This window comes from Kribbella sp. NPDC004536, assembly GCF_042873835.1.
Lineage (GTDB): Bacteria > Actinomycetota > Actinomycetes > Propionibacteriales > Kribbellaceae > Kribbella.
The window spans coordinates 2,444,364-2,465,930 of sequence record NZ_JBIALY010000001.1 but is presented as its reverse complement, the minus strand read 5'-3'; the positions used below and the strand labels follow the sequence as shown (position 1 = coordinate 2,465,930).

Annotated in this window: 25 protein-coding genes and 2 tRNA genes; 17 read left to right on the top strand and 10 right to left on the bottom strand. The window is 68.4% G+C overall.

Features of this window, described 5'->3' with window-relative positions; translation table 11 throughout:
• Nucleotides 1–306 precede the first annotated feature (306 nt).
• Nucleotides 307–1,140 carry a carbon-nitrogen hydrolase family protein gene (locus ACFYRU_RS12310; RefSeq protein WP_387656641.1) on the top strand — a complete coding sequence of 278 codons (834 nt, stop codon included), beginning with the start codon at nucleotides 307–309 and terminating at the stop codon, nucleotides 1,138–1,140.
• Nucleotides 1,141–1,176: 36 nt separating this feature from the next.
• Nucleotides 1,177–1,662 carry a methylated-DNA--[protein]-cysteine S-methyltransferase gene (locus ACFYRU_RS12305; RefSeq protein ID WP_387656638.1) on the top strand — a complete coding sequence of 162 codons (486 nt, stop codon included), beginning with the start codon at nucleotides 1,177–1,179 and terminating at the stop codon, nucleotides 1,660–1,662.
• A gap of 110 nt (nucleotides 1,663–1,772) precedes the next feature.
• Here the strand turns inward: ACFYRU_RS12305 and ACFYRU_RS12300 are convergent, their stop codons facing one another.
• Both ACFYRU_RS12300 and ACFYRU_RS12295 read right to left on the bottom strand, forming a co-directional pair.
• Entirely contained in the window at nucleotides 1,773–2,222 is a 450-nt protein-coding gene (locus ACFYRU_RS12300) for a hypothetical protein (protein ID WP_387656635.1), read from the bottom strand.
• Nucleotides 2,223–2,241: 19 nt separating this feature from the next.
• Nucleotides 2,242–3,084: a DUF72 domain-containing protein gene (locus ACFYRU_RS12295; RefSeq protein WP_387656627.1), complete on the bottom strand. Its 843-nt coding sequence runs from the start codon at nucleotides 3,082–3,084 to the stop codon at nucleotides 2,242–2,244.
• 18 nt (nucleotides 3,085–3,102) lie between these two features.
• Here ACFYRU_RS12295 and ACFYRU_RS12290 point away from each other — a divergent pair, with 18 nt between their 5' ends.
• A complete protein-coding gene (locus ACFYRU_RS12290; RefSeq protein WP_387656624.1) occupies nucleotides 3,103–4,044 on the top strand; it encodes a phosphotransferase in 942 nt (313 codons plus the stop codon).
• 95 nt (nucleotides 4,045–4,139) lie between these two features.
• Here the strand turns inward: ACFYRU_RS12290 and ACFYRU_RS12285 are convergent, their stop codons facing one another.
• Both ACFYRU_RS12285 and ACFYRU_RS12280 read right to left on the bottom strand, forming a co-directional pair.
• Nucleotides 4,140–4,514 (bottom strand): hypothetical protein, encoded by a 375-nt coding sequence (locus tag ACFYRU_RS12285; RefSeq protein ID WP_387656621.1) that lies wholly within the window; start codon nucleotides 4,512–4,514, stop codon nucleotides 4,140–4,142.
• Nucleotides 4,515–4,580: 66 nt separating this feature from the next.
• Complete coding sequence (locus ACFYRU_RS12280; RefSeq protein WP_387656618.1) at nucleotides 4,581–4,994, bottom strand: hypothetical protein; 414 nt, start codon at nucleotides 4,992–4,994, stop codon at nucleotides 4,581–4,583.
• Between the two features lie 273 nt (nucleotides 4,995–5,267).
• Here ACFYRU_RS12280 and ACFYRU_RS12275 point away from each other — a divergent pair, with 273 nt between their 5' ends.
• Both ACFYRU_RS12275 and ACFYRU_RS12270 read left to right on the top strand, forming a co-directional pair.
• Nucleotides 5,268–5,612: a ClpX C4-type zinc finger protein gene (locus ACFYRU_RS12275; RefSeq protein ID WP_387656615.1), complete on the top strand. Its 345-nt coding sequence runs from the start codon at nucleotides 5,268–5,270 to the stop codon at nucleotides 5,610–5,612.
• The gene (locus ACFYRU_RS12270; protein ID WP_387656613.1) at nucleotides 5,613–5,771 is read left to right on the top strand and encodes a hypothetical protein; all 159 of its coding nucleotides are present in this window, start codon (nucleotides 5,613–5,615) and stop codon (nucleotides 5,769–5,771) included.
• On the opposite strand, the gene ACFYRU_RS12265 is transcribed toward ACFYRU_RS12270, so the two are convergent.
• Entirely contained in the window at nucleotides 5,760–6,518 is a 759-nt protein-coding gene (locus ACFYRU_RS12265) for a phosphotransferase enzyme family protein (RefSeq protein ID WP_387656610.1), read from the bottom strand. The two genes, ACFYRU_RS12270 and ACFYRU_RS12265, sit on opposite strands and share 12 nt — an antisense overlap.
• An 84-nt stretch (nucleotides 6,519–6,602) precedes the next feature.
• On the opposite strand from ACFYRU_RS12265, the gene ACFYRU_RS12260 reads away from it, so the two are divergent.
• Nucleotides 6,603–7,037, top strand: a complete 435-nt coding sequence (locus ACFYRU_RS12260) for a VOC family protein (RefSeq protein ID WP_387656607.1) — start codon at nucleotides 6,603–6,605, stop codon at nucleotides 7,035–7,037.
• Between the two features lie 33 nt (nucleotides 7,038–7,070).
• On the top strand, nucleotides 7,071–7,733 hold the full coding sequence (locus tag ACFYRU_RS12255; protein ID WP_387656605.1) for a hypothetical protein: 663 nt from the start codon (nucleotides 7,071–7,073) through the stop codon (nucleotides 7,731–7,733).
• Here the strand turns inward: ACFYRU_RS12255 and ACFYRU_RS12250 are convergent.
• Nucleotides 7,728–9,095 (bottom strand): serine hydrolase domain-containing protein, encoded by a 1,368-nt coding sequence (locus tag ACFYRU_RS12250; RefSeq protein WP_387656602.1) that lies wholly within the window; start codon nucleotides 9,093–9,095, stop codon nucleotides 7,728–7,730. The genes ACFYRU_RS12255 and ACFYRU_RS12250 overlap by 6 nt on opposite strands.
• Before the next feature lie 197 nt (nucleotides 9,096–9,292).
• Between ACFYRU_RS12250 and ACFYRU_RS12245 the strand changes: the two genes are divergently transcribed.
• Nucleotides 9,293–10,177 (top strand): hypothetical protein, encoded by an 885-nt coding sequence (locus ACFYRU_RS12245; protein WP_387656599.1) that lies wholly within the window; start codon nucleotides 9,293–9,295, stop codon nucleotides 10,175–10,177.
• Here ACFYRU_RS12245 and ACFYRU_RS12240 read toward each other — a convergent pair.
• Complete coding sequence (locus ACFYRU_RS12240) at nucleotides 10,141–10,788, bottom strand: hypothetical protein (RefSeq protein WP_387656597.1); 648 nt, start codon at nucleotides 10,786–10,788, stop codon at nucleotides 10,141–10,143. The genes ACFYRU_RS12245 and ACFYRU_RS12240 overlap by 37 nt on opposite strands.
• Before the next feature lie 104 nt (nucleotides 10,789–10,892).
• Here ACFYRU_RS12240 and ACFYRU_RS12235 point away from each other — a divergent pair, with 104 nt between their 5' ends.
• Nucleotides 10,893–11,456: a dihydrofolate reductase family protein gene (locus ACFYRU_RS12235; protein ID WP_387656595.1), complete on the top strand. Its 564-nt coding sequence runs from the start codon at nucleotides 10,893–10,895 to the stop codon at nucleotides 11,454–11,456.
• Nucleotides 11,457–11,503: 47 nt separating this feature from the next.
• Here the strand turns inward: ACFYRU_RS12235 and ACFYRU_RS12230 are convergent.
• Nucleotides 11,504–11,576 (bottom strand) — tRNA-Arg (locus tag ACFYRU_RS12230).
• A gap of 80 nt (nucleotides 11,577–11,656) precedes the next feature.
• Here ACFYRU_RS12230 and ACFYRU_RS12225 point away from each other — a divergent pair.
• From ACFYRU_RS12225 to ACFYRU_RS12210, 4 genes are all read left to right on the top strand, one after another.
• Nucleotides 11,657–12,211 carry a hypothetical protein gene (locus ACFYRU_RS12225; protein ID WP_387656592.1) on the top strand — a complete coding sequence of 185 codons (555 nt, stop codon included), beginning with the start codon at nucleotides 11,657–11,659 and terminating at the stop codon, nucleotides 12,209–12,211.
• A 159-nt stretch (nucleotides 12,212–12,370) separates the two neighbouring features.
• A complete protein-coding gene (locus ACFYRU_RS12220) occupies nucleotides 12,371–12,961 on the top strand; it encodes a hypothetical protein (protein ID WP_387656589.1) in 591 nt (196 codons plus the stop codon).
• On the top strand, nucleotides 12,958–14,169 hold the full coding sequence (locus ACFYRU_RS12215) for a hypothetical protein (RefSeq protein WP_387656586.1): 1,212 nt from the start codon (nucleotides 12,958–12,960) through the stop codon (nucleotides 14,167–14,169). Before ACFYRU_RS12220 ends, ACFYRU_RS12215 begins: the two co-directional genes overlap by 4 nt.
• A gap of 327 nt (nucleotides 14,170–14,496) precedes the next feature.
• Nucleotides 14,497–16,365 (top strand): phosphoenolpyruvate carboxykinase (GTP), encoded by a 1,869-nt coding sequence (locus ACFYRU_RS12210; RefSeq protein WP_387656583.1) that lies wholly within the window; start codon nucleotides 14,497–14,499, stop codon nucleotides 16,363–16,365.
• 57 nt (nucleotides 16,366–16,422) lie between these two features.
• Here ACFYRU_RS12210 and ACFYRU_RS12205 read toward each other — a convergent pair whose 3' ends face one another.
• Nucleotides 16,423–17,073 (bottom strand): phosphoribosyltransferase, encoded by a 651-nt coding sequence (locus tag ACFYRU_RS12205; protein ID WP_387656580.1) that lies wholly within the window; start codon nucleotides 17,071–17,073, stop codon nucleotides 16,423–16,425.
• Between the two features lie 29 nt (nucleotides 17,074–17,102).
• On the opposite strand from ACFYRU_RS12205, the gene ACFYRU_RS12200 reads away from it, so the two are divergent.
• Both ACFYRU_RS12200 and ACFYRU_RS12195 read left to right on the top strand, forming a co-directional pair.
• Nucleotides 17,103–17,516 carry a PPOX class F420-dependent oxidoreductase gene (locus tag ACFYRU_RS12200; RefSeq protein WP_387656577.1) on the top strand — a complete coding sequence of 138 codons (414 nt, stop codon included), beginning with the start codon at nucleotides 17,103–17,105 and terminating at the stop codon, nucleotides 17,514–17,516.
• A complete protein-coding gene (locus ACFYRU_RS12195; RefSeq protein ID WP_387656576.1) occupies nucleotides 17,507–18,397 on the top strand; it encodes an LLM class flavin-dependent oxidoreductase in 891 nt (296 codons plus the stop codon). Before ACFYRU_RS12200 ends, ACFYRU_RS12195 begins: the two co-directional genes overlap by 10 nt.
• A gap of 124 nt (nucleotides 18,398–18,521) precedes the next feature.
• Here the strand turns inward: ACFYRU_RS12195 and ACFYRU_RS12190 are convergent.
• Nucleotides 18,522–18,611: transfer RNA gene (locus ACFYRU_RS12190), tRNA-Ser, on the bottom strand.
• Nucleotides 18,612–18,899: 288 nt separating this feature from the next.
• Between ACFYRU_RS12190 and ACFYRU_RS12185 the strand changes: the two genes are divergently transcribed.
• Nucleotides 18,900–20,477, top strand: coding sequence for an LCP family protein (locus ACFYRU_RS12185; protein ID WP_387656573.1), 1,578 nt, complete (start codon nucleotides 18,900–18,902; stop codon nucleotides 20,475–20,477).
• A 67-nt stretch (nucleotides 20,478–20,544) separates the two neighbouring features.
• Complete coding sequence (locus ACFYRU_RS12180; RefSeq protein ID WP_387656570.1) at nucleotides 20,545–21,534, top strand: hypothetical protein; 990 nt, start codon at nucleotides 20,545–20,547, stop codon at nucleotides 21,532–21,534.
• Nucleotides 21,535–21,567 lie beyond the last annotated feature (33 nt).

Here is a 21,567-nt window from a genome sequence, read left to right as displayed (position 1 = left end):
TGCCCGATTGACTCCGGGCGAACGCGTCGGGGAGGATGTGGGTCCGGCGCGGCCCGCGCCTCACCTTCGTCGACCGGCCCCAGCCCGGTCACACCGAGAAGGCAAAGGGACTTCCTGTCTCGGGCCGCTCGTCCTGGTCACCCGCCTCGGACGGATCGCTGGGGGATCACGTACGAGTGCGTGGAAGGCCAGATGACAGCGCACAGGAACTTCAAACAACGGGTCCGCGCCCGAGCCGCCAAAACCGGCGAGTCCTACACGACTGCCCTCCGGCACTTCCGTCCGACTCCACAAGGAGAACCAGACATGCCGGAAATCCTACGGATCGCCACGACCCAGTCGACGGTCCGCGAAGACCCCACCGACGCCACCCTGCTCCGCACGAGCGGCGAGGAGGTCCGCCGCCTGATGCGGGAGGCCGCTGCCGCGGGCGCCCGCCTGGTGCACTTCACCGAGGGCGCGATCTGTTTCCCGAGCAAGCGGGTGATGTCGTCGCTCGGTCCCGACGAAATCGGTCCGTCCGACTGGACCAAGGCCGACTGGGCCACGCTGCAGTCCGAGCTCGACCGGATCAGCGCTCTGGCGCGCGAGCTCGGGATCTGGACCGTGATCCCGTCGGTGCACCAAGTGCCCGACGCGCGCCCGTACAACAGCATCTACGTCGTGTCCGACCAGGGGAAGATCGTCGCCCGGTACGACGAGCGGATGCTCTCCACCACGAAGGTCACCTGGATGTACTCCAGCGGCAAGGCGCCGGTGACGTTCGAGGTCGACGGGGTCCGCTTCGGGCTCGCGCTCGGCCTGGACGTGCTGTTCCCGGAGCTGTTCACGGAGTACAACCAGCTCGGGGCGGACGTCGTACTGGTGTCGTACGCGAGCGGCATCGGCCCCCAGGACCACATCGCGGTGACGGTTCGCGGTGCGGCCACGAACAACACGGGCTGGGTCAGCATCGCGGCGAGCGCCGAGAACCCGGACGGCGGCCTGTCGTCCGGGGTGGCGGGTCCGCGTGGGCAGTGGCTGGCGCAGTGCCCGGAGGACGGCACCCCATCGGTCGCGGTTGCGGAACTGCACACCGACGAGCTCACGACGGTCGGCCGTGACTTCCGTACCCGCACGCGGGAGCGCGTCAACTCGTAGTACTCACAGGTCCGGGTGCTGGCGCGTTCTATCTGTATGAACAGGCATGCGGTGGTCAGCACCCGGATCGGGGAGCTCACGGTGGTGGTGTCGGGGACCGACCTGGTCGGGATCTACTTCCCGCACCACTGGGTCAAGCCTTCGGCGGAGACGCTGGGGATCGAGGTCACAGATCCTCTGATTGCCGGCGTCGCCGAGCAGCTGGAGGAGTACTTCGACGGGCGGCGGGTGCGGTTCGACCTGCCGGTCCGGCTCGAGGGGGACGAGTTCCAGCGGCGCGTGTGGGCGGTGCTCGAGGAGATCCCGTACGGCGAGACCACGACGTACGGCGAGATCGCGCAGCGGCTCGGGGAACCGGCGCAGGCGGTAGGGAAAGCCGTCGGGCAGAACCCGGTGTCGATCGTCGTCCCGTGTCACCGCGTGATCGGGAAGAACGGATCGCTCACCGGGTACGCCGGCGGCCTGAAGCGCAAGCAGTTCCTGCTCGACCTGGAGGAGCCGATCGGCGCGCGGTTGTTCTGAGAGGCGGACCTGCAACACTCACCAACCTCGCTCCGCGGCCGTCCCGCCGCCGCTGCTGAGCGTGCGTCGGCACGAAGTGGACGGGTTGGTGAGTGGTGGGGGTCCGCTCGTCAGGACAGGTCGCCGACCTGTTCGGCGTACCAGTCGAGTTCGGTGAGGTGTTCGGCGATCTGGCGCAGCGTCCAGTTCGGGCTGCGGTCCTTGTCCCACTCGGCCGGGTCGAGGGCGGCGTACCGCAGGACGAACGTCCGCCCCAGCCGGCGCAGCCGCTGCTCGGCCTCGCGGACGTCCTCGGCGGTGAACGGCGCCAGGTCCGCCGCCGACGTGAGCGCGCTCGCGTGCCACTCGTCGGGCTGCGTCGCTACGCCGGCCAGCAGCGCCTCGACCTCCGCCAGATGATCGATCAGGTGATCCGCGATCCGCCGGACGGCTTTGTGCGGTGTGAACGTACGGTCGTCGTCGGAGGTCAGCGGTACGCCGTCCCACGCCGGCCACGTCACGACCAGCTTCAGCGAACGCTCCACCGCTTGTTCGACGAGTTCTCCCGGGTTCTGTGTCATAGCGCCGACGTTAAGGCCGTCACGCTTCGGTGGGCGCCGAACTGATGCCGAGGCGCCGCGCCAGGCCTTCGGCGTCGTACGGCGCTCGTACCTTGGCGTCGTTGTCGAAGTACACGTACGTGTCGCACTTCCACCCGCGGATCTTGCGCGCCCAGCGATCGAGGGACTTGTCGTCGTACCCGCTGACGTAGAGCTCCTCCGCTCCGTGCAACCGGACGTACGCGAAATCCGCGGTGACATCGTCGAACATGGGCCACTTGCCCGCGGTGTCCGCGCAGACCACGGCGATGTCGTGCTCGCGGGCCAACCCGAGGAAGCCTTCGGTTTTGAAGCTGTCGTGGCGTACTTCGATCGCGTGGCGGACCGTTTGGCGGACGCGCGGTTCGAGCAGCGCGCGGCCCTCCATCCGTTCGTCGTGCCGCTTCGCGACCGCGGCCGCGGCGGTCGTTGTCCGGGGCAACTGGGCGAAGAAGTCCGCGCACCGGGCGGCGTCGTACCGGAAGTTGGGCGGGAGCTGCCACAGGATCGGGCCGAGTTTGTTGCCCAGGGCGAGTACTCCGGAGGCGAAGAAGTTCGCCAGCGGGGCGTCCACGTCGGCGAGGCGTTTGAGGTGGGTGACGAAGCGCGGGCCTTTGACGGAGAAGACGAATCCGTCGGGCGTCTCGTCGTACCAGCGTTGGTACGACTCGGGGCGCTGTAGCGCGTAGAACGACCCGTTGAGTTCGATCGAGTTCAGGCGCGCCGAGGCGTACTCGAGTTCGGCGCGCTGCGGGAGGCCGTCGGGGTAGTAGGTCTTGCGCCACGGCGGGTAGCGCCAGCCGGAGATGCCGACTCGAAATTGGGTGTCCGGCCAGCGCGTCATCCCTCGATTATTGACCTCATGCAGATCGACCGCGGTTCGTACCCGGACGCTCGGACGCCTTGGGACGACCCGTCGTGGCGGGCGTCGGCGCTCGGGTGGCTGGACGCTGAGCTGGGGCGGATCGGGGTACGGGAGACTGGGGCGCGGCGGGTTCGGGTACGGCCTTGGTCGGTGATCGTACGGGTTTCCGCGGTTGATCCGGTGTGGTTCAAGGCGGCGGCGCCGGGGGCCGCGTTCGAGGCGGGGTTGGGGGCGGCGCTGGCTTCGTGGGCGCCTGAGTACGTGTTGACGCCGTACGCCGTCGACGCCGCGCGCGGATGGTCGTTGCTGCCGTCCGGGGGCTCGCTGTTGCGGGCATTGCCGCCTGGTCCGGACGAGTGGGAGCAGGCGTTGACGCAGTACGCCGAACTGCAGCGGGCCGTCGTACCGCGGGTGTCGGAGATGTTGCGGCTCGGCGTACCCGATGCTCGCGAGCCGGTGGCGCTCTTCGACGAGGCGGTCGCATCGAACTCGACGTTGACCGCGGTGGAGCGGGCGCGGTTGCTGGAGCTGCGGCCGCTGCTGGCCGAGTGGTGCTCGGAGTTGGCGGCGATCGGTGTACCGGATTCGCTCGATCATGCGGACCTGCACGACGGGCAGATCCTGGTGGCCGGCGGTGGGCGGTACAGGTTCTTCGACTGGGGCGACGCGAACGTGGGCCATCCGTTCTTCAGCCTGCTGGTCGCGCTGGAGCGGGCGGCCGACCTGCACGGGCCTTCGGTCGTGGCGCGACTCGAGGACGCGTACCTCGAGCGGTGGACCGCGGACGGTCTGACGCTGGCGGAACTTCGCCGGGCGGCCGCGGTGGCCCGACGTCTCAGCCAGCTGACCCGCGCCGGCTCGTGGGGCCGCCTCTTCCCCACCGCCGCCCACCTCGGCGACCCAGAGCGCGCTGCAGCTCTACTCCGACTGCTGGGCTGAGCGCGGACCGCCACGCCATCACAATCGCGGCGAACGCGCGCGCTCGAGCCTCGCCGCCGTGGCGGCGGCGCGATTGTGATGGGCCAGCGGTCCGATCAGGTGGGGATCATCTTCGGCCACCACGGTGGCACGTTGCCGGGGCAGATGCCCGGCGAGCCGGCCGGGGTGCCTTGCCAGGAGAACAGCGCGAGGTCCGCGATCGCGATCGCGATACAGGCCGCGAGCAGCGAAAACAGGAAGGCCTTCCCGGCATACCGGAACACGATCGTGAACAGCACCAGGTTGACGATCAACGCGATCGGTACACCGAGGAACAGCAACGTCAACCCGTTCGGCACACTCCCGGCAACGTCCACCCGGCACGCCTTCCACGCCCGCGACGTCATCACGATCAACCCGAAAGCCGCCCCACCACCCACGACCACCGCAAGGAACGACTCCCCCTTGCTCCCCTTCGCAGCAAACGCCATAGACATCACCGTAAGTGATCCCAGGCGTCACTTCACCCCAACTCCACCCCACAGTGATGAGCGCCATCAGGTTGTCGGGGCGAGCCAGAGGGTGGTGGTGGGTGGTTCTTGGGGGGCGGGTGGTACGACGACGAGTTGGTGATCGTCTTCGTAGAGGACGTGGCCGGGCGATGGGGAGGTGTAGCGGTGGCAGGGGACGTTGTGGGTGGTGAGGATCTCGAGGTAGCCCGGGATCGGTTCGAGCAGGTGTTGGGCGGTGGGTTTGAACCACGATGCGGCGTGCGGGTTGTCGGCGTAGATCGTGGGGTCGACGGTGGACGGGTTGATGTACGTCGCGTCGTACCAGTCGTTCGTCGTCCGGCGGAAGCGCTCCTCGTCGACGCTCAGGTAGCCGCGGTGCGCGAGCATGTTGACGAGGCCGAAGATCCCGATCCGGCGGCCGCGGCGATCCGGGTACGGGCTCTGGTATCTGACGTACACGGATCCAACGTAACTGCCGGCGGGGCCGTCCACGCGCGCGGACCATGGTGGAACCTCTGGACCGCGCCCCCTTCGCCGAACTAGTACTTGCCGAGGGCAACAAACTGGTCGCGAACGTCGGCTGCGGCTCGGGCTGGACGCCTTCGGGATCGAGACCGTCCCGCGCGGCTACCTGATCGCACGAAAGCCTTCCTAGGGCTTGTTCGCCGGAGCTTGTCAGGGCTAACCTGACAAGCGTGTCAGGGTGTTCCTGACAGGATCGGAGGGTTGAGCATGCCGGACAACGTGTTGCGGTGTTCGTTCTGTGGGAAGACGGGTGACGAGGTGCAGCGGCTGATCTCGGGGCCTGGGGTGTTCATCTGTGACGAGTGCGTGGGGTTGTGCGAGCGCGTACTGAGCGACCAGCCACTGCCGACGTTTCCGCCGCTGGACGGGAAGACCGACGAGGAGTTGCTGGCGGACATGGCGCGGTTGGATGCGTCGCGTGGGCAGGTGGAGGCGGCGGTGCAGGATCGCGTACTGCGGTTGCGCTCCCGGTCGGTGACCTGGGCGCGGATCGGCGAAGCGCTCGGGATCAGCCGGCAGTCCGCCTGGGAGCGGTACTCGGGGGAGGAGTAGATGCCACAGGTACTCCTCGTCCGGCACGGCGAGGCCGACGGGTCCCAACTGGACGACGAAGGCTGGTGGGGTCCTGCCCGCGAACTCCCACTCACCGCCGTCGACGTCGACCTGCGCGAATGGCCACCCGATGAAACGCGGACCTGGTTAGGGGGTTGAGAGTAGGGCTTCGAGCCAGGTGTTGTGGTGGGTGGCGGTGTAGTTGGCGGCGGGGCCCCAGAAGTTGGCGTGGCCCTCTGCGTAGTGGGTGGCCCAGGGTTGTTCGCCGGTTTGGTGGCCTCGGACGAGGAGGTCGTACGAGCCGCGGGTGCGGGCGGCCATCTGGGCCGGGAAGGCGAGGCGCTGTTCGTACGTCAACCCGTAGCCGTCGGCGAAGGCGCGGAGGCGTGGGGCGTCGACCGTGACGTCGCCCCACGGTACTAGCGGTACGAGGGTCTGCGCCGCGTACCCGAGATCCCACAGCCGGGTGGACGGGCCGGCGTTGTCCCAGTCGATGAAGACCCAGCGGTCGTCGTTGCGGACCAGGTTCCACGGCGCGAGGTCGCCGTGCAGGATCAGATCGCCGCCGGCTGGATCGGGTACGACGGGGTGCCACTCGGCGTCCGGCGGTGGTACGAAGGTCTCCATCGCGTCGTGGAGTTCGCGGATCAGCCGGCCGATGCGATGCAGTTCGTCGACGGTGAGCGGCGGCATCGTGTCCGCCAGCGTGCCGGGGATGTACTCGAGGACGTGCCGCCCCTGCTCGTCACGCCCCAGCGTCCGCGGCGAACCCTCGAAGTCCTTCAGGTGCTCGAGAACCGCCTCGACACCGGCCGTGTGCGCCATCGCCGGTTTCCGTACGGTCGAACCGATCCGCACCACGACGTCCGCGACGTTCCCGCCGGTCAGCACCTCTTCGTACTCCACGCGCGCCATCATGTCCTGCCGGACGCCCGGGCCGGTACCGGATTTACGGTGGACCGTGGCCTCCGGCACCTCTACCGTGGACCGGTGACAACGGTCAGGCAGTTTCAGGTGACGTTCGACTGCGCGGAGCCGGAGCGCGTCGCCCGGTTCTGGTGCGAGGTGCTCGGGTACGTACCGCCGCAGCCGCCGGACGGATTCGCGTCCTGGGACGAGTACAACCAGACGCTGCCTGAGGACGAACGCGACAGCTGGTTCGCGTGCACCGACCCGAACGGCGTCGGTCCGCGGCTGTTCTTCCAGCGCGTACCTGAAGGCAAGGTCGTGAAGAACCGGGTGCATCTCGACGTACGCGTCGGCACCGGTCTCGTCGGCGCCGAGCGGCTCGCCGCCCTGACGGCCGAACGGGACCGCCTGATCCCGCTCGGTGCCGTGGAGGTGCTGCTGCAGGAGGCGGACGAGGTCAACGAGTCCTGCATCTGGATGAACGATGTCGAAGGCAACGACTTCTGCTTGGACTAGATGGCCCACGGCGTGCCGAAGAACGCCGTTCACATGAACGATGTGCTCACCCTGGAATTCGAAGTACGGGACGACCGCCCCGACTGGCCGGTCGTCACGATCCGCGTCAATGGCCGTGACCTGTTCGGTCAGGACGGCTGGCAGGGGTTCGATCCGGCGCAGATCCTCGGCGACGGTTCGCCGCTGGTCCCCGACGACCACGGGCGGCGCGTGGCCGTGTACCGCTGCTCGTGCGGCGAGCCCGGCTGCGGGGTGGTCGCGCCGTACATCGTTGCCTCCCCGGACGACTGGCGTATCTCGTGGGTGGATTTCCGCGACTACACCGGCGTGTTCGCACGCCCGCTCGCACCTGGGTCCGACGATCACGAGGGGCGGTCGTTGGGCTTTCCGGACCTGTACTTCGGCCGGGATCAGTACCTGGACGAGGTACGGCGAGCCACGAACGACCGCTCCTGGGAGACTCCGCGCCGGCAGACCGCCCGCCTCCTCGAGGAGCAGCTCGGCCCGATGCCGGGCCTGCGATGGGTCAGCCCGGCGTGGTCCGAGGAGGGCGTAGTCCTCTCGATCGAACGCGACGACCAACTACTCCTCCACCTCACCAGCTCCAAACAGGACCCGGTCGACGCTGCGGCCGACATGGCTCGGCGGCTCCGCTCGACGCCGTCGGAGGAGTGGCCCTGGAAGTTCGGCCTATGAGACGTCGGGCCGGGTCATCAGCGGTTCGCGTACATGCTTGACCAGGTCCGGGCCGGTTAGTGGTTGGACGTTCCAGTTCGCGGTCGCGGTCCCGCCGTCGATGGTGAGGCGGACCCGGTGTGGGGTGGTGATGACGTACAGGTCGGCGACGTACGTGTCGTCCTGCCAGGCGCCCATCGCCACGATCGGCCGGCCGAGCGGCGAGCTCTCGCGCCAGTCGCCGTACCCGACGTCGATCGTGAGCGGTCCGAGCTGAAGCGTCCACCCACCGTCGACAGGGTCGAGGATCACCGACGTTCCACCGGGGAGTACGTCGCAGGTGTCGTCGATCTTCGCCTCCGCGGAACGTGCCGCCGTACCGTCGATCGTGGCAAGCGAGAGGTTCCGTAGCCGATCGGCCAGCGCGTCATCCGCTGGGGTGTCGATGGCGGGCAGCAGGTGGTCCCAGAGGAGGCCGGGCAGCGCGTCGTCCTGTTGGATGGTGGCGGTCACCGCGACGACGAGTTCGTGCGACGGTACGACCACGCAGTACTGCTCGTACGCGCCGTTCCCGTGGTACCCGTGCCGCGACATCCAGAACTGATAGCCGTACCCACACAGGAAGTCCGCGTTCTCCGACCACTCCGGGTGCGGCAGCGTGTCGACGTGCTTCGTGGTCGCGAGCTCCACCCACTCGCGTGGTACGAGCTGCTCGTCACCCCAGCGCCCGCCGCGCAGCAGCAACTCGCCGAACGCGGCAATCGCCTCGGTGCGTAGATGCAACCCGTGGAACCCGAACGCGTTCCCGCTCGCGACCCGGTCCCACTCGGCGTGCTCGATCCCCATCGGCTTGAACAACCGCTCGTCGAGGTACTCCGGCAACCCCTGCCCCGTGACCCGCTCCACCATCCGGGCCAGGACGAAAGTGGTCGCGTTGTCGTACGCATGCCGGGTCCCCTCGGCCGCGACGAACGGCACCCGCAGAAACCCCTTCACGAGGTCGGCCGGCTCCAACCGCCAGGCCTCCTCGAGACTGTCGAGCTCGTGCCCGACGGTCATCGACAACAGGTGATCAACAGTGATCCGCCGCCCCTGCTCCGACACGTCCGCCGGAACGTGCTCCGGCAACACGTCGACCACCCGATCGTCCAACGCCAACAGCCCATCGCCGATCGCCATCCCCACCGCGATCGAGGTGAACGACTTCGTCAACGAATACAGCAGATGTACGCGATCCGCCGAGTAGGGCGCCCACCATCCCTCGGCAACCACCCGCCCGCGATGCACCACCATCAACGAATGACACTCGACCCCCCGCCGCCGAATCCCGTCCAGCAACCCGTCAACCGCCCCCAACACCTCACCCCGCGGCAACAATTCCACCCACGAACGCTAACAAGAACAGCCTTGTCGGCGCCGGGCATTAATCTCGCGGGATGCTGATCGAACCGCGACCGCTGGGACCTGATGCCGGTGGGCGATGGGTTCGGTGGTGGGGGTCGGTGGGGTGGGAGCGTGGGGTGGATGAGTGGGTCGAGTGCCGGGTGAAGGAGGTTGGGCGGCGGGTTGTTGGTGTGGGGGTGACGTATCGGGCTCGGTTCTGGTCGGTTGTTCGGTGTTACTCGACTGGTGACGGGCTGGTTTGGTTCAAGGAGAACAACCCTGGGCATCGGTTCGAGGCCAGGCTGGTTGGGGAGTTGGCGCGGTTGGCGCCGGACCACGTGATCGTGCCGATTGCGGTTGATCCGGAGCGGGGCTGGTTGCTGACGGACGACTGCGGTACGACCCTCACGCACGCGGACGTTGCGGATCAGGGGTCGCGGCTGATCGTCGTACGGGCGTTGGCTCGGTTGCAGAGTGCGCTGCTCGGGAAGGTCAAGCCCGGGATGATCACGCTCGCCCCGGAGGCTGCCGGCGATCGACTGCGGGCCGTCGCTCGCGAGTGGGTAGCGTTGCCGGCGGGGCATCCGTTGCGGATCGACCCGGAGCTGGCGGCGCGGGCTCGGGTGGCGGCCGACGTTCTTGATCGACGTACGGCGGCTCTCAGCGGGACCGTTCCGCTCGACCTGGAGTTCAACGACGTCTACCCGGCGAACATCTTCGCCGACCGCTCCACCGGCGTACTCCGCCCCCGCTTCTTCGACTTCGGCAACACCCTGTGGGCGCACCCGTTCGTCACCCTGCACGGCTTCCTCGACTCGGTTGTCGACTGGACGCGGAGGTCGCTCTCCCATGAAGACCGGGAAGCGTTGTACGCGGCCTACCTCGCGGTCTGGAGCGATCACTTGGCCGCCGACCCTGGCGTGCTCCGGCAAGACCTGGACGTTGTCGAGCCGCTCGTCGACGTTCATCGGCTCGTTTCCTGGCAGCGTCTCATCCCCCACGCCGACCCGCTGGAACTCCGTACCCGCGCCGAGATTCCCCGGCGCTACCTGGAGCTCGCGGTTCGGGGCCTCCGTGGTTGAGTCAGCGCCAATGGAATCAGCGCGAGCACCGTGACGACGACCGCCGCTGGAAAGAGCCACGAAGGGTGTCGCGGCCAGGCCAGAAGTATGGCCTGAACGACGAAGACGACAGCGAGCGCGGCCGCGGCCACGAGCTCGCCGACTCGCGACCTGCGCGGCCCTTCCGGGAACAGGCCCGCGAGGACCTCGTCTTGATGGCTCGAGCGCGGGATCTGCGCCCAGTAGTTGATCAGATCGACCTTCAGGTCCGCCACGGCGACCATGGGCTTGAGCAGTGCGACGGCGATGCAACGGCGACCGACTCGCCGGCTGATCCTGGCTCCGAGCATTCCGGCCTTCGCGAATGCGACGTTCTCTCTCGCGATCCGGTGGGTCCACAGCGGATTGCGTACGACCAGTTCGTCGGATGAGAGCCACACCGCGGGCCGTACCAGGCCGAACCACCAGATCGCCGCCCAGATCACGATCCCCGTGATCGGATCACTGATCGGGTGGTCGACTTGCATTGCAGTCGAGATCAGGGCGATCGGCGCGATCGCAAGGATCGCCACTCCGATCCCGAGCCGGACACCCCAGCTCACCCGCCAACAACGGATGACGTCTGTGCTCACTCAGGAATCATGGCAGCCGGCGGAATTCTCGACCAGAGTGAGAATCGCCTTGTCGGATCCGGAGCGTGTCGTTCGTCGTAGGAGTGACAGGAAGGCATGGCGCCATGCGGAAACTGATCTACGGCATGAACCTGAGCCTGGACGGCTACATCGCCGCGCCCGGCGACGACCTCGGGTGGAGCGCGCCGAGCGACGAGCTGTTCCAGTGGTGGCTCGACCAGGAGCTGGCGATCGGGCTGTTCCTGTACGGGCGCAAGCTCTGGGAGACGATGAGCTCCTACTGGCCGACCGGCGACGAGCAGCCCGACGCGACCGCGGCGCAGATCGAGTTCGCGCGGAACTGGCGGGATACGCCGAAGGTGGTGTTCTCCTCGACGCTCGACAAGGTCGACTGGAACGCCCGCCTGTTCACCGGCGACGCCGTACCGGAAATCACCCGCCTCAAGTCCACCGACGGCGACCCGATGCGAGTCGGCGGCGCAACCCTGGCGACGGCGGCGCTGCGAGCCGGCCTGGTCGACGAGTACGAAATCATCACCCACCCGGTCCTGCTCGGCGGCGGCACCCCGTTCTTCACCACCCTCGACAACTGGGTGAACCTGACCCTGACCGAGACCCGCACGTTCCCCGGCGGCATCACCCTGGCCCGCTACGAGACGAGGCGCTGAACAACAAAGGCCCAGGTCAGAGACTCTCAACCTGGGCCTTCACGAAGCGCGCTCGGAGGGATTCGAACCCCCAACCTTCTGATCCGTAGTCAGATGCTCTATCCGTTGAGCTACGAGCGCTGGACAACGTCGAGTAACGATACATGGAGGGGGCGGATGTTTGCCAATCGGGGGCGGGGAGGGGCGTTTACGATCCGCAGATGGGAATCGAGGACTTGCTGGGTGGGCGGGATCTGGGGGACGTGAAGAAGGCGGTCGGGTTCGTGATGGAGAACTCGGACGACTTCCAGAAGGTGCTGAATCTGGTGCGGGGGTTGCCGGACGACGCGGTCGGGTTCATCGGGAAGCTGCCGGAGCTGTTGAAGACGATCGGGTCGGGGCTCGCGGAGGCCGGTGAGCAGGCGGCGAAGGCGGCCGGCGCGCTGGTGGGCGAGGACGGCGAGGGTGGTGCGCGGAAGGCGTTGACCGGGAGCGCCGGGACGATGAACGCGGCGAAGGACCGGCTGCACGACGCGGCCGGGATGTTGTCGGGGCTGGCGGGTGAGCTGGACAAGATCCCGGGGATCGGCGACGCCGCGGCGAAGAAGCTGAACGACGGCAGCGGCCAGGTCGGCGCGGTCGCGACGGAGATCGAGAGCCTGGCCGGGAACCTGCAGGACCTGTCCGGGATCCTCGCGACGGTCGGCGACGCGCTGAAGGGCCTCGGTACGAAGCTCACCGAGTCCGGTGGCTCGGTCCAGACACTGCTCGGCTGACACCAGCCCCCGGTGACTGGGAATAGGCTATTGCCCCTTCCCAGTCACCACAGACACTTCCCAGTCGCCGCCACCGTGGAACCGGGGTTGGGTGACGTTCGTCTAACGCGGGGTGTTCGGGCGGCGAGGGAGGACCTCCGCGTGGCTAAGGTCGCGGGCATGGCGAGTCGGCTGGTGCGTGGTACGGCGATCGGGTGCGGCGTCGCCGCGCTGGTGGGCGGCGGGGTCGGGTTCGCGGTCGGGGAGCCGGTGACGAAGTCCGACCTGGCGCCGGCCCGGGCGATGCCGAGCGACCTGTGCGCCCGGATCGGTGACGTGTCGAACCTGTTGCCCAAGGCATCGGGCGGACCGGTGACGATGACCCAGGGCGGTACGTCGACGATCACCTGCAGCGCGGGCAGCTCACGCGCGAAGGTACGGGCGTACACGTCGGCGAGCGTGAAGGTGACGATCACGACGTACGGCGGGCAGGACGCCGGCGCGGGCAACGCCCCGTTCACGCCGGACCAGGTCGCGAACCGGACCTTCACCCGGTCCCCGATCAAGGGGTACGACGAGGGCCGCCCGTACCCGACCAAGGTCGAACGGACCGAGAGCGGCCTGGCGGGCGAGTCGTGGAACGTGCACGCGCTCGTCCAGCACGCCGACATCGTCGTACTGGTGGAGTACACCGCCAACCCGATCGACGGGGACACCGCGCAGCAGGCGGCCCTGGCGCTGGCGGACCGCGCGATCTGGGAGAGCAAGTGAGCGACAGTACGCCGGCGATCCCCGGCTACCAGCTGGACCAGCGGATCCTGCAGCATCCGCTCGCGGAGCTGTGGCACGGCCGGTCGTTCACCGGGATGGAGGTCGTCGCGCTGATCCTGAGCGACGACGGCGCCCGGAACCAGACCGTCGTCGACCGGCTCGCCGGCGCCAGCCGTACCGCCGCGCTGACGCCCGGCCAGCAGGAGACGCCGCTCTGGGCGGCCAACTTCAACGCCGGGAATCCGTACGCGATCACGCAGCTGGTCCACGGGCAGACCGGCGCCGAGCGGCTGATCGACCCGCTGGACGGCGTCCTCGGGAACGACGAGGACTCGTTGCGCGCGGTCCGCGACCAGCTCAGCCGGTTCGGCGGCGTCGCGCCGACGCTCCCCGGGGCCGCGCCTCAGCAGGACCAGAGCATCCCGTCGTACGTCGACCGCCCGGCCGCGGCCACCACGGAGCAGGACAACGAGCCGCAGCCTTCCAGGATCGAGATCGCGCGGCAGTACCGCCGCAAGATCGGTCCCTGGGCGTACGCCGTGGTCGCAGTCGTCGTACTGATCGTCTTCACGATCGCGTACTCGGTCGGTACCGCGATCGGCGGCGCCGTGAAGGACGACCCGAGCGAGGCCGCCGCGAAGCCGGCCGTCAGCCCCGAGGCGTACCCGCCGACCGTGCTGATCCCGGCGATCAACCGCGTCACGACCGCGCCGTACAAGCGACCGGACGGCTCGGCCGGTGTCTTCGGCGCGACCTATCCGGCCGGTGCCGACGTACAGGTGGTGGAGAACGCGGAGCTCCCGTTCGCGTTCGGCTGGCCGCGGCCACCGCAGGTGAGCTTCCTCGGGGAGTCGTCGCAGCTGATCCTGCGCAAGGTCGTCACGGCGGCCGACTACGACCCGAGCGGCGCGGGGAACTCGTTCAAGGCGCAGTTCGCGCTGCACCCGTGCGCGTCGCTCGCGAAGTGCGTGGCCGATCGGCCGGCGTTCGACCAGCAGTGGACCAAGATCTACAAGACGACAGCACCGGCGACCGCGAAGGACGCGCGCACCTGGTTGTCAGTGTCCAAGCCGTACACGATCACGATGACCCGCGCGTTCCAGAGCGGCGGGCAGTGGTGGCTGGTCGGCGTCATGGTCTACGGCCAGCAGGTCGAGGCGCCGGACATCCAGCGGGTCGTGAACGACATCTGGCGGCAGACCAGCTGAAGTACCGCAAAATCTCCTGGCACGGCCCGCGCATCCCGCGCGGGCCGTTCTCATTTTCACAAGCGGCACCGGAAAGCGATTGTCGCGAAAACTTTGTGACCGGGTTCACGTTCTGGGGGTTCTCAGACCCGCACTGCGTCGCGTACCGTTAGTACCACTTGCACACTGGTATGTATCCAGCGGATCGACTGGTATGCGACAGATCACACCGCCAGCCAGCTGCACCGAACCGTCGGAGACCCCGGCGGCCGGACGCCGTACCCGCCTTTCAGCGTCGAGGGGCCGAACGTCGCCGGACCTCGGCAGCCGAGAGGGAATGAGCCGCGAATGACGACGATCGCCAATCCGACCCGTACCAAAGCCGACCACCGAGCCGACACCAAGAACCCCCTCGAAGAGCTGAGCGGCGCCCCCACCCAGCACGCCGGGCTGCTGGCCTGGGTGGCCGAGGTCGCCGCGCTGACCCAGCCGGACCGGATCCACTGGGTGGACGGATCGGACGCGGAGTACGCGCAGCTCACCGACGGCCTGATTGCGGCCGGCACCATGGTCCGGCTGAACGACGAGAAGAAGCCGAACTCGTTCTGGGTCCGCACCGACCCGTCGGACGTGGCCCGGGTCGAGCAGCGGACGTTCATCTGCTCGGTCGACGAGAAGGACGCGGGTCCGACCAACAACTGGGTGGCGCCGGCCGAGATGAAGGCGACGCTGACCGGGCTGTACCGCGGCGCGATGCGCGGCCGGACGATGTACGTCGTCCCGTTCTGCATGGGCCCGCTGACGGCGGAGCAGCCGATGTTCGGCGTCGAGATCACCGACTCGGCGTACGTCGTCGCCTCGATGCGGATCATGTGCCGCACCGGCGCCGAAGTACTCCAGAAGATGGGTGACGACGCGAAGTACGTGCCCTGCCTGCACTCGGTCGGCGCGCCGCTCGAGCCTGGGCAGCAGGACGTGCCGTGGCCGTGCAACGACGAGAAGTACATCGTGCAGTTCCCGGAGGAGCGCGCGATCTGGTCGTACGGCTCCGGGTACGGCGGCAACTCGCTGCTCGGCAAGAAGTGCTACTCGCTGCGGATCGCGTCCGCGATGGCCCGGGACGAGGGCTGGCTCGCCGAGCACATGCTGATCCTGAAGCTGATCTCGCCGCAGAAGCAGGTCCACTACATCGCGGCCGCGTTCCCGAGCGCGTGCGGCAAGACCAACCTGGCGATGCTCGACCCGACCCTCGAGGGCTGGGAGGTCGAGACGCTCGGCGACGACATCGCCTGGATGCGGTTCGGCAAGGACGGCCGGCTGTACGCGGTGAACCCGGAGTTCGGGCTGTTCGGCGTTGCCCCCGGCACCGGTTGGAAGACGAACCCGAACGCGATGCGGACGATCGAGAAGGGCAACTCGGTCTTCACCAACGTCGCGCTCACCGACGACGGCGACGTCTGGTGGGAGGGCTACTCGCCGACCCCGCCGGACCATCTGACCGACTGGAAGGGCCGCGAGTGGACGCCGGCCTCGGGCGAGCTGTCCAGCCATCCGAACAGCCGGTTCTGCACGCCGATCAAGCAGTGCCCGATCATCGCCGACGAGTACGACGACCCGAACGGCGTACCGATCTCCGCGATCATCTTCGGTGGCCGCCGGGCGACCACGGTCCCGCTGGTGACCGAGTCCCGGGACTGGGCGCACGGTGTCTTCATGGGCGCCACGCTGTCGTCCGAGACCACCGCCGCGGCGGTCGGCCAGGTCGGCGTGGTGCGGCGGGATCCGATGGCGATGCTGCCGTTCCTCGGGTACGACGCGGGTCAGTACTTCGACCACTGGCTGACCGTCGGCAAGCAGCACGACGCGGCGCAGCTGCCGAAGATCTTCTACGTGAACTGGTTCCGCAAGGACGAGGCGGGCAAGTTCGTCTGGCCGGGCTTCGGCGAGAACAGCCGCGTACTGAAGTGGGTCATCGAGCGGATCGAGGGTCAGGCCGACGCGGTCGAGACGCCGATCGGCCGGGTCCCCGCCGAGGGCGCGCTGGACGTCGCCGGGCTGGACCTGACCGCGCACGACCTGGAGATCGCGCTGAACGTCGACGCCGACGAGTGGCGCGCCGAGCTGCCGCTGATCGAGGAGTGGTTCGCCAAGCTCGGCGACACCGTCCCGGCCTCGCTGAAGGTCGAGCTCGACAACCTGAAGGCCCGCCTGGGCTGACAAGCACCGGCCGCCGAGTCGGAAGCCGGCGGCCGGACCACAGCGCGGCGCCCTGGGTCAATCCTCGGGGCGCCGCGCTGTACTTTGTTCGAGCACCTGGCGTACTTCTTCGTCGGTGACCGGGGAGAAGTCGCGGTACGCCTGGCCGACCGCGGTGAAGTACTGCGGGAACCACGCGCACACCACCCGGTCCGCGGACAGCGTCCGGGAGCTGCCCGGTCCGCCGACGGGTACTGCGACGATCACCTGGGCCGGGTGTTGCCGCCGTACCGCCTGCACCGCCGCGCGCATCGTCGTACCGGTCGCGAGGCCGTCGTCGACCAGCACGACGACGCGGTCCCGTACGTCGATCGGCGGCCGGTCGCCTCGGTACGCCCGTTCGCGGCGGCGCAGTTCGCGCTCCTCGTTCCGGCGTACCGCGTCCATCGTCTCCGGGTCGACACCCGCCGCGACCGGCTCGTTGCGGACCACGGACAGGTCTTCGCCGACGCCGGCGATCGCCCCCATCGCCAGCTCCGGCTGCCACGGCAGGCCGAGCTTGCGGACGATCAGTACGTCGAGCTCCGCGCCGAGGGCGTCCGCGACCGGAGCCGCGACGGGTACGCCGCCGCGCGCCAGCCCGAGGACCAGCACGGATCCCGGCACCGGGCCGAGTTCCTCCGCCACCGCCCGGCCCGCGGCCGCCCGATCCGGGTACGGCCTCCTCATAGCGCCCATGATCCACGTACGTTGACCGCATGCGAATCCCTGACAGTGCACGAGCCGTGCTCGAGTCGAACGCCCTCGGGCATCTGGTCACGCTCAACCCCGACGGCAGCCCGCAGGTCTCGGTGATCTGGGTCGGGCTGGACGGCGACGAGATCATCGCCGCGCACATCCCGAACAACCGCAAGGTGAAGAACATCCGCCGCGACGGCCGGGTCGCACTCACCCTCGAGACCGATGTCGTCAACGAGATGGGCCTCACGCAGTACCTGACGATCACGGGTACGGCACGGATCACCGAGGGCGGCGCGGTCGACGTACTGCGTACGCTCGCCAAGACCTACATCGGCCCCGACGCCGAGTTCTTCCCGGGCGCCGAACCGCCGCCCGGCTACATCACCCACATCACGGTGGACAAGATCGGCGGCGTGGGCCCATGGGCATGAAGCTAGGAGTGATGTTGCCGCTGGGCGCCGGCGACGGTCCGGGTGGCGGCGTGCCGGGTTGGAAGGACGTCCGCGGGGTCGCCGAGGCCGCCGAGCAGGGCGGACTCGACTCCGTCTGGATCGCGGACCACTTCCTCTACCGCGACGCCGAGGACAAGATTTTCGGCATGCACGACAGTTGGACCCTGCTGAGCGCGGTCGCCGCGGTCACGGAGCGGGTCGAACTCGGCAACATGGTCCTCTGCGCGTCGTTCCGCGATCCCGGCCTGACCGCGAAGATGGCAGCCACCCTCGACGAGGTGTCCGGCGGCCGCCTGACCCTGGGCGTAGGCGCCGGCTGGCACGACCCCGAGTACGAGACCTTCGGCCTCCCCACCGACCACCGGGTCGGCCGCTTCACCGAATGGCTCGAAATAGTCGCGAGGCTGATCCGCGGCGAGACCGTCACGTACGACGGCACCTATTACTCGGTGAGCGAAGCCAACCTGGACCCGGCTCCACCGCACCGGATCCCGATCCTGGTGGCCGGCCACCGCCCCCGAATGATGAAGCTGACCACGCAATGGGCCGACGCCTGGAACACAGCCTGGTACGGCACCCCGAACGACCGGGTCGACGAACGCCTGCAAACCCTCCAGGACGCCCTACAGGCAGCCGACCGCCCAGCCGACACCATGACCACCACGGTAGGCATCCTCGTCCGCGACCCAGACCAACCCTCCACAGACCCAAGCCCCAACGCCATCCCGGTCAAAGAGTTGCCAGCAGCGATCACGGCCTACGAAAAACTAGGCGTAGACCACCTGATCATCTCCCCCGACCCGATGACCCCAACCGCGGTCGAACGAATCGCCGAAGCAAGGAAACAGCTCCCCAGCTGACCCAGCCACGCACCGCCCGGGGGTCCGGGGGGCGAAGCCCCTCCGGGCGGGGTCTGGGGGTTGCACCCCCAGAAAAGGCCGGAGCTCTTCGCCTGCGCTGTTCGCAGGCAAAGAGCTCCCAGAGCGGAGGCGGCGAGATTTGAACTCGCGAGAGGGGTTTACCCTCAACCCGCTTAGCAGGCGGGCGCCATCGACCGGACTAGGCGACGCCTCCTCCGACGGTCCCCACTCGGGGGACGCGACGACGACCAAGACTATCTGCTCGACCGTGCTACGAGCAAAGCGGGGTGCCGGGGTGGGAGGGAAGGAAGCTGTGGACACGCTGAGTTGCTGAGAAGGCACGTTGTGGTGGTAGCCCTGGGCACCTGTACGCTGGCGGACATCGACGGGGGTCGCCAGCATCACGTCAACCAACTCGGTGTCGTGGGCGTCTGAAGTACCGTGGGCCGCCTGGCAGGGGCCGACGGTAAGGCCGTGACGTCGTCGATCAGGGAACGGAGCCATGACGCGGAGTACTCGCGCAGCCGGTCGGAGGGCAGCACCACGTCCCTCCCGGTCCCGGGCCCGCTCGCACCGCGCCCGGACGGCGTCGAAGGCGATCGGCCTGACCTTGCTCAGCGCCCTGGTCCCCGGTTCGGGGCTGTTGATGGGCGGCCGGAAGAAGCTCGGCGCGTTCGTGCTGACGATCAGCATCGGTCTGCTGCTGATCGGCGCGTACTTCGGTCTCGCGAAGCGCGACTCGGTCCTGGCGCTGGCGGTGTCCCCGCGGCAACTGCTGATCGCGACCGGCGCCTTGGTCGTGCTGGGAGTCGGGTGGATCTGGGTCGTGGTGGCGTCCCACAAGCTGCTCCGCCCGGTGAGCATGACGTACACCGCCCGGCTGGCGGGCTCGATGTTCGTCGGCCTGCTGTGTTTCTCGATCGCCGTACCGACGACGGTGGCGGCGCAGACCGTGATGGCGCAGCGCGACCTGGTCGGCAGCGTGTTCCAGGCCGAGGGCAAGTCCAAGAGCGCGACCCGGCCGAAGGTGAACGCGAGCGACCCCTGGGCGAAGATCCCGCGGCTGAACCTGCTGCTGCTCGGTGCCGACGACGGCATCGGCCGGACCGGTGTCCGGACCGACACGGTGATCGTGGCGAGTATCGACACCAAGACCGGTAACACCGCGCTGATCTCGTTGAGCCGCAACTGGATGCGGATGCCGTTCCCGGCGGACTCGCCGCTGCACAAGGCGTACCCGGACGGCTTCTGGGATCCGAGCAAGGGCAACGTCGAGCAGCCGGAGTACTACCTCGACGCGATGTACGACAACATCCCGAAGCAGCACCCGGGGATCCTCGGCCAGACCGACAACGAGGGCGCGGACGCGGTGAAGCTGGCCGCGAGCGCGGCGCTCGGCCTGGACATCGACTACTACATGCAGGTCAACCTGGCCGGCTTCAAGCAGATCATCGACGCGCTCGGTGGGATCACCGTGAACGTCAACTACCGGGTCCCGATCGGCGGCGACTACGGCGAGGGTCCTGGTACGAACGGGCACAAGTTGCCGAGCGGGTACATCGAGCCCGGCCCGAACCAGAAGCTCGACGGCTACCACGCGCTCTGGTTCGCCCGCGGCCGGTACGGGCTGAGCGACCCGTCGCGGCAGGAGCGGCAGCGTTGCACGATCCACGCGCTGGTGAACAGCGCGGACCCCGCCACCCTGGTGACCAAGTACCAGCAGATCGCGGATGCCAGTAAGGAGCTGCTGCGCACGGACATCCCGCAGGAGCTGCTGAAGGCGTTCATCTCGCTCGCGCTGAAGGTGAAGAGCGCCAAGGTCACGAACATCGACCTGGACAAGAACAAGAACTTCCCGAGCGGCAAGAACCCGGACTACGCGGCGATGCAGCAGATCATCCAGAAGGCGCTGAACCCGGCCACCGCGGGCCCGACGGCGAAGCCGACCAAGAAGCCGACGTCCGGGACCACGACCACGAAGAAGCCGACGCCGCCGAAGACGACCGGCACGCCGGGCGAGGCGCAGAACCTGAACGACGCGTGCGCCTACAACCCGAACGAGACCGGAACCGGAAACTGAGGACCAGCTGAACCCCTCCCCAGGGGAGAATTGGCCAAAATGAAAATTGGTCACACCTGGGGGTGACGTGAGGCGTTCGTTGGCGGTTGTGGTCGGGGTTTCGCTCCTGACCGTTGCGGGTTGCAGCAGCAGTAAGCCGGACAGTGGCAGCACGCCGTCGGCGGGTGGTACGACGACCAGCTCGACGCCGTCGTCCACACCGTCGTCCACACCCTCGTCGTCGGCGCCGACGGCCAAGCCGACGCCGACCGCGGTCGCGCTGTCGGTGCCGATGTACCAGCGCGCGCTGACGAACGTCGAGAAGGTTCTGAAGCCGAACGTCGCCCGCGTGATGAACGCCGGCACGGTCGCCGCGTTCGACGCGAGCCGCAAGCAGCTGGCCGCGGCCGTCGTCATCGAGCGGAACGAGCTCGCCAAGATCACGCCGCCGAGCGGCCTGGTCACCGCGCATCCACAGGTCCTCGACGCCTTCGACGCGTACGCCGGGGACGTGGCCACGCAGCTGACCAACGCCGGGAGCACCCGGACGAGCTGCGGGTTCCCGAAGTCGCCCGAGGTGCGGCTGTACGACGCCAAGAGCGGGCTCCGGGCCGCGTACGCCGGGCTCGCGCAGAGCGTGCAGACATCGATCGGGAAGGGCGTGAAGTTCGGCGCGCTGTCGGTACCGGCGAAGCCCGCGACGCCGGCCGTGATCGGCGGCCGCGGCGACAACGGCGACGTGTTCCAGCGCGCCGGGTCGCGCGGTCCGGGATCGCTCAAGATCGTCAACTCCGGCAACGACGTGGTGGTCGTCGTCACCAACAGCAACCCGCGCAAGCCGCAGGCCTCGATCTACGTACGGGCCAACAAGACCGCGACGCTGAACGGCGTCCGCAAGCAGGACTACTGGGTCTACTTCAAGTCCGGGACGAACTGGGACGCGACGAACCACCGGTTCACCGAGAACTGCGCCTACCAGAAGTTCGACGACATCTTCGACGGCTCGTACGCGTGGACGGTGACGCTGACCAAGTCGCCGCTCGGCAACGCGCCGTCGTCCGAGACCGAAGCCTTCTGAGACGCGCGCCTGGGGCGGATGAGATCCTGTGGC

What these genes read in the sequence shown, in the direction of transcription:
- ACFYRU_RS12185 (WP_387656573.1), top strand. Translation starts at nt 18,900, where the DNA reads ATGACGCGGAGTACTCGCGCAGCCGGTCGGAGGGCAGCACCACGTCCC.
- ACFYRU_RS12235 (WP_387656595.1), top strand. Translation starts at nt 10,893, where the DNA reads ATGCGGAAACTGATCTACGGCATGAACCTGAGCCTGGACGGCTACATC.
- ACFYRU_RS12220 (WP_387656589.1), top strand. Translation starts at nt 12,371, where the DNA reads ATGGCGAGTCGGCTGGTGCGTGGTACGGCGATCGGGTGCGGCGTCGCC.
- ACFYRU_RS12285 (WP_387656621.1), bottom strand. Translation starts at nt 4,514, where the DNA reads ATGGCGTTTGCTGCGAAGGGGAGCAAGGGGGAGTCGTTCCTTGCGGTG.
- ACFYRU_RS12295 (WP_387656627.1), bottom strand. Translation starts at nt 3,084, where the DNA reads ATGACGCGCTGGCCGGACACCCAATTTCGAGTCGGCATCTCCGGCTGG.
- ACFYRU_RS12275 (WP_387656615.1), top strand. Translation starts at nt 5,268, where the DNA reads ATGCCGGACAACGTGTTGCGGTGTTCGTTCTGTGGGAAGACGGGTGAC.
- ACFYRU_RS12310 (WP_387656641.1), top strand. Translation starts at nt 307, where the DNA reads ATGCCGGAAATCCTACGGATCGCCACGACCCAGTCGACGGTCCGCGAA.
- ACFYRU_RS12195 (WP_387656576.1), top strand. Translation starts at nt 17,507, where the DNA reads ATGGGCATGAAGCTAGGAGTGATGTTGCCGCTGGGCGCCGGCGACGGT.
- ACFYRU_RS12200 (WP_387656577.1), top strand. Translation starts at nt 17,103, where the DNA reads ATGCGAATCCCTGACAGTGCACGAGCCGTGCTCGAGTCGAACGCCCTC.
- ACFYRU_RS12255 (WP_387656605.1), top strand. Translation starts at nt 7,071, where the DNA reads ATGAACGATGTGCTCACCCTGGAATTCGAAGTACGGGACGACCGCCCC.
- ACFYRU_RS12300 (WP_387656635.1), bottom strand. Translation starts at nt 2,222, where the DNA reads ATGACACAGAACCCGGGAGAACTCGTCGAACAAGCGGTGGAGCGTTCG.
- ACFYRU_RS12290 (WP_387656624.1), top strand. Translation starts at nt 3,103, where the DNA reads ATGCAGATCGACCGCGGTTCGTACCCGGACGCTCGGACGCCTTGGGAC.
- ACFYRU_RS12305 (WP_387656638.1), top strand. Translation starts at nt 1,177, where the DNA reads ATGAACAGGCATGCGGTGGTCAGCACCCGGATCGGGGAGCTCACGGTG.
- ACFYRU_RS12225 (WP_387656592.1), top strand. Translation starts at nt 11,657, where the DNA reads ATGGGAATCGAGGACTTGCTGGGTGGGCGGGATCTGGGGGACGTGAAG.
- ACFYRU_RS12270 (WP_387656613.1), top strand. Translation starts at nt 5,613, where the DNA reads ATGCCACAGGTACTCCTCGTCCGGCACGGCGAGGCCGACGGGTCCCAA.
- ACFYRU_RS12205 (WP_387656580.1), bottom strand. Translation starts at nt 17,073, where the DNA reads ATGAGGAGGCCGTACCCGGATCGGGCGGCCGCGGGCCGGGCGGTGGCG.
- ACFYRU_RS12210 (WP_387656583.1), top strand. Translation starts at nt 14,497, where the DNA reads ATGACGACGATCGCCAATCCGACCCGTACCAAAGCCGACCACCGAGCC.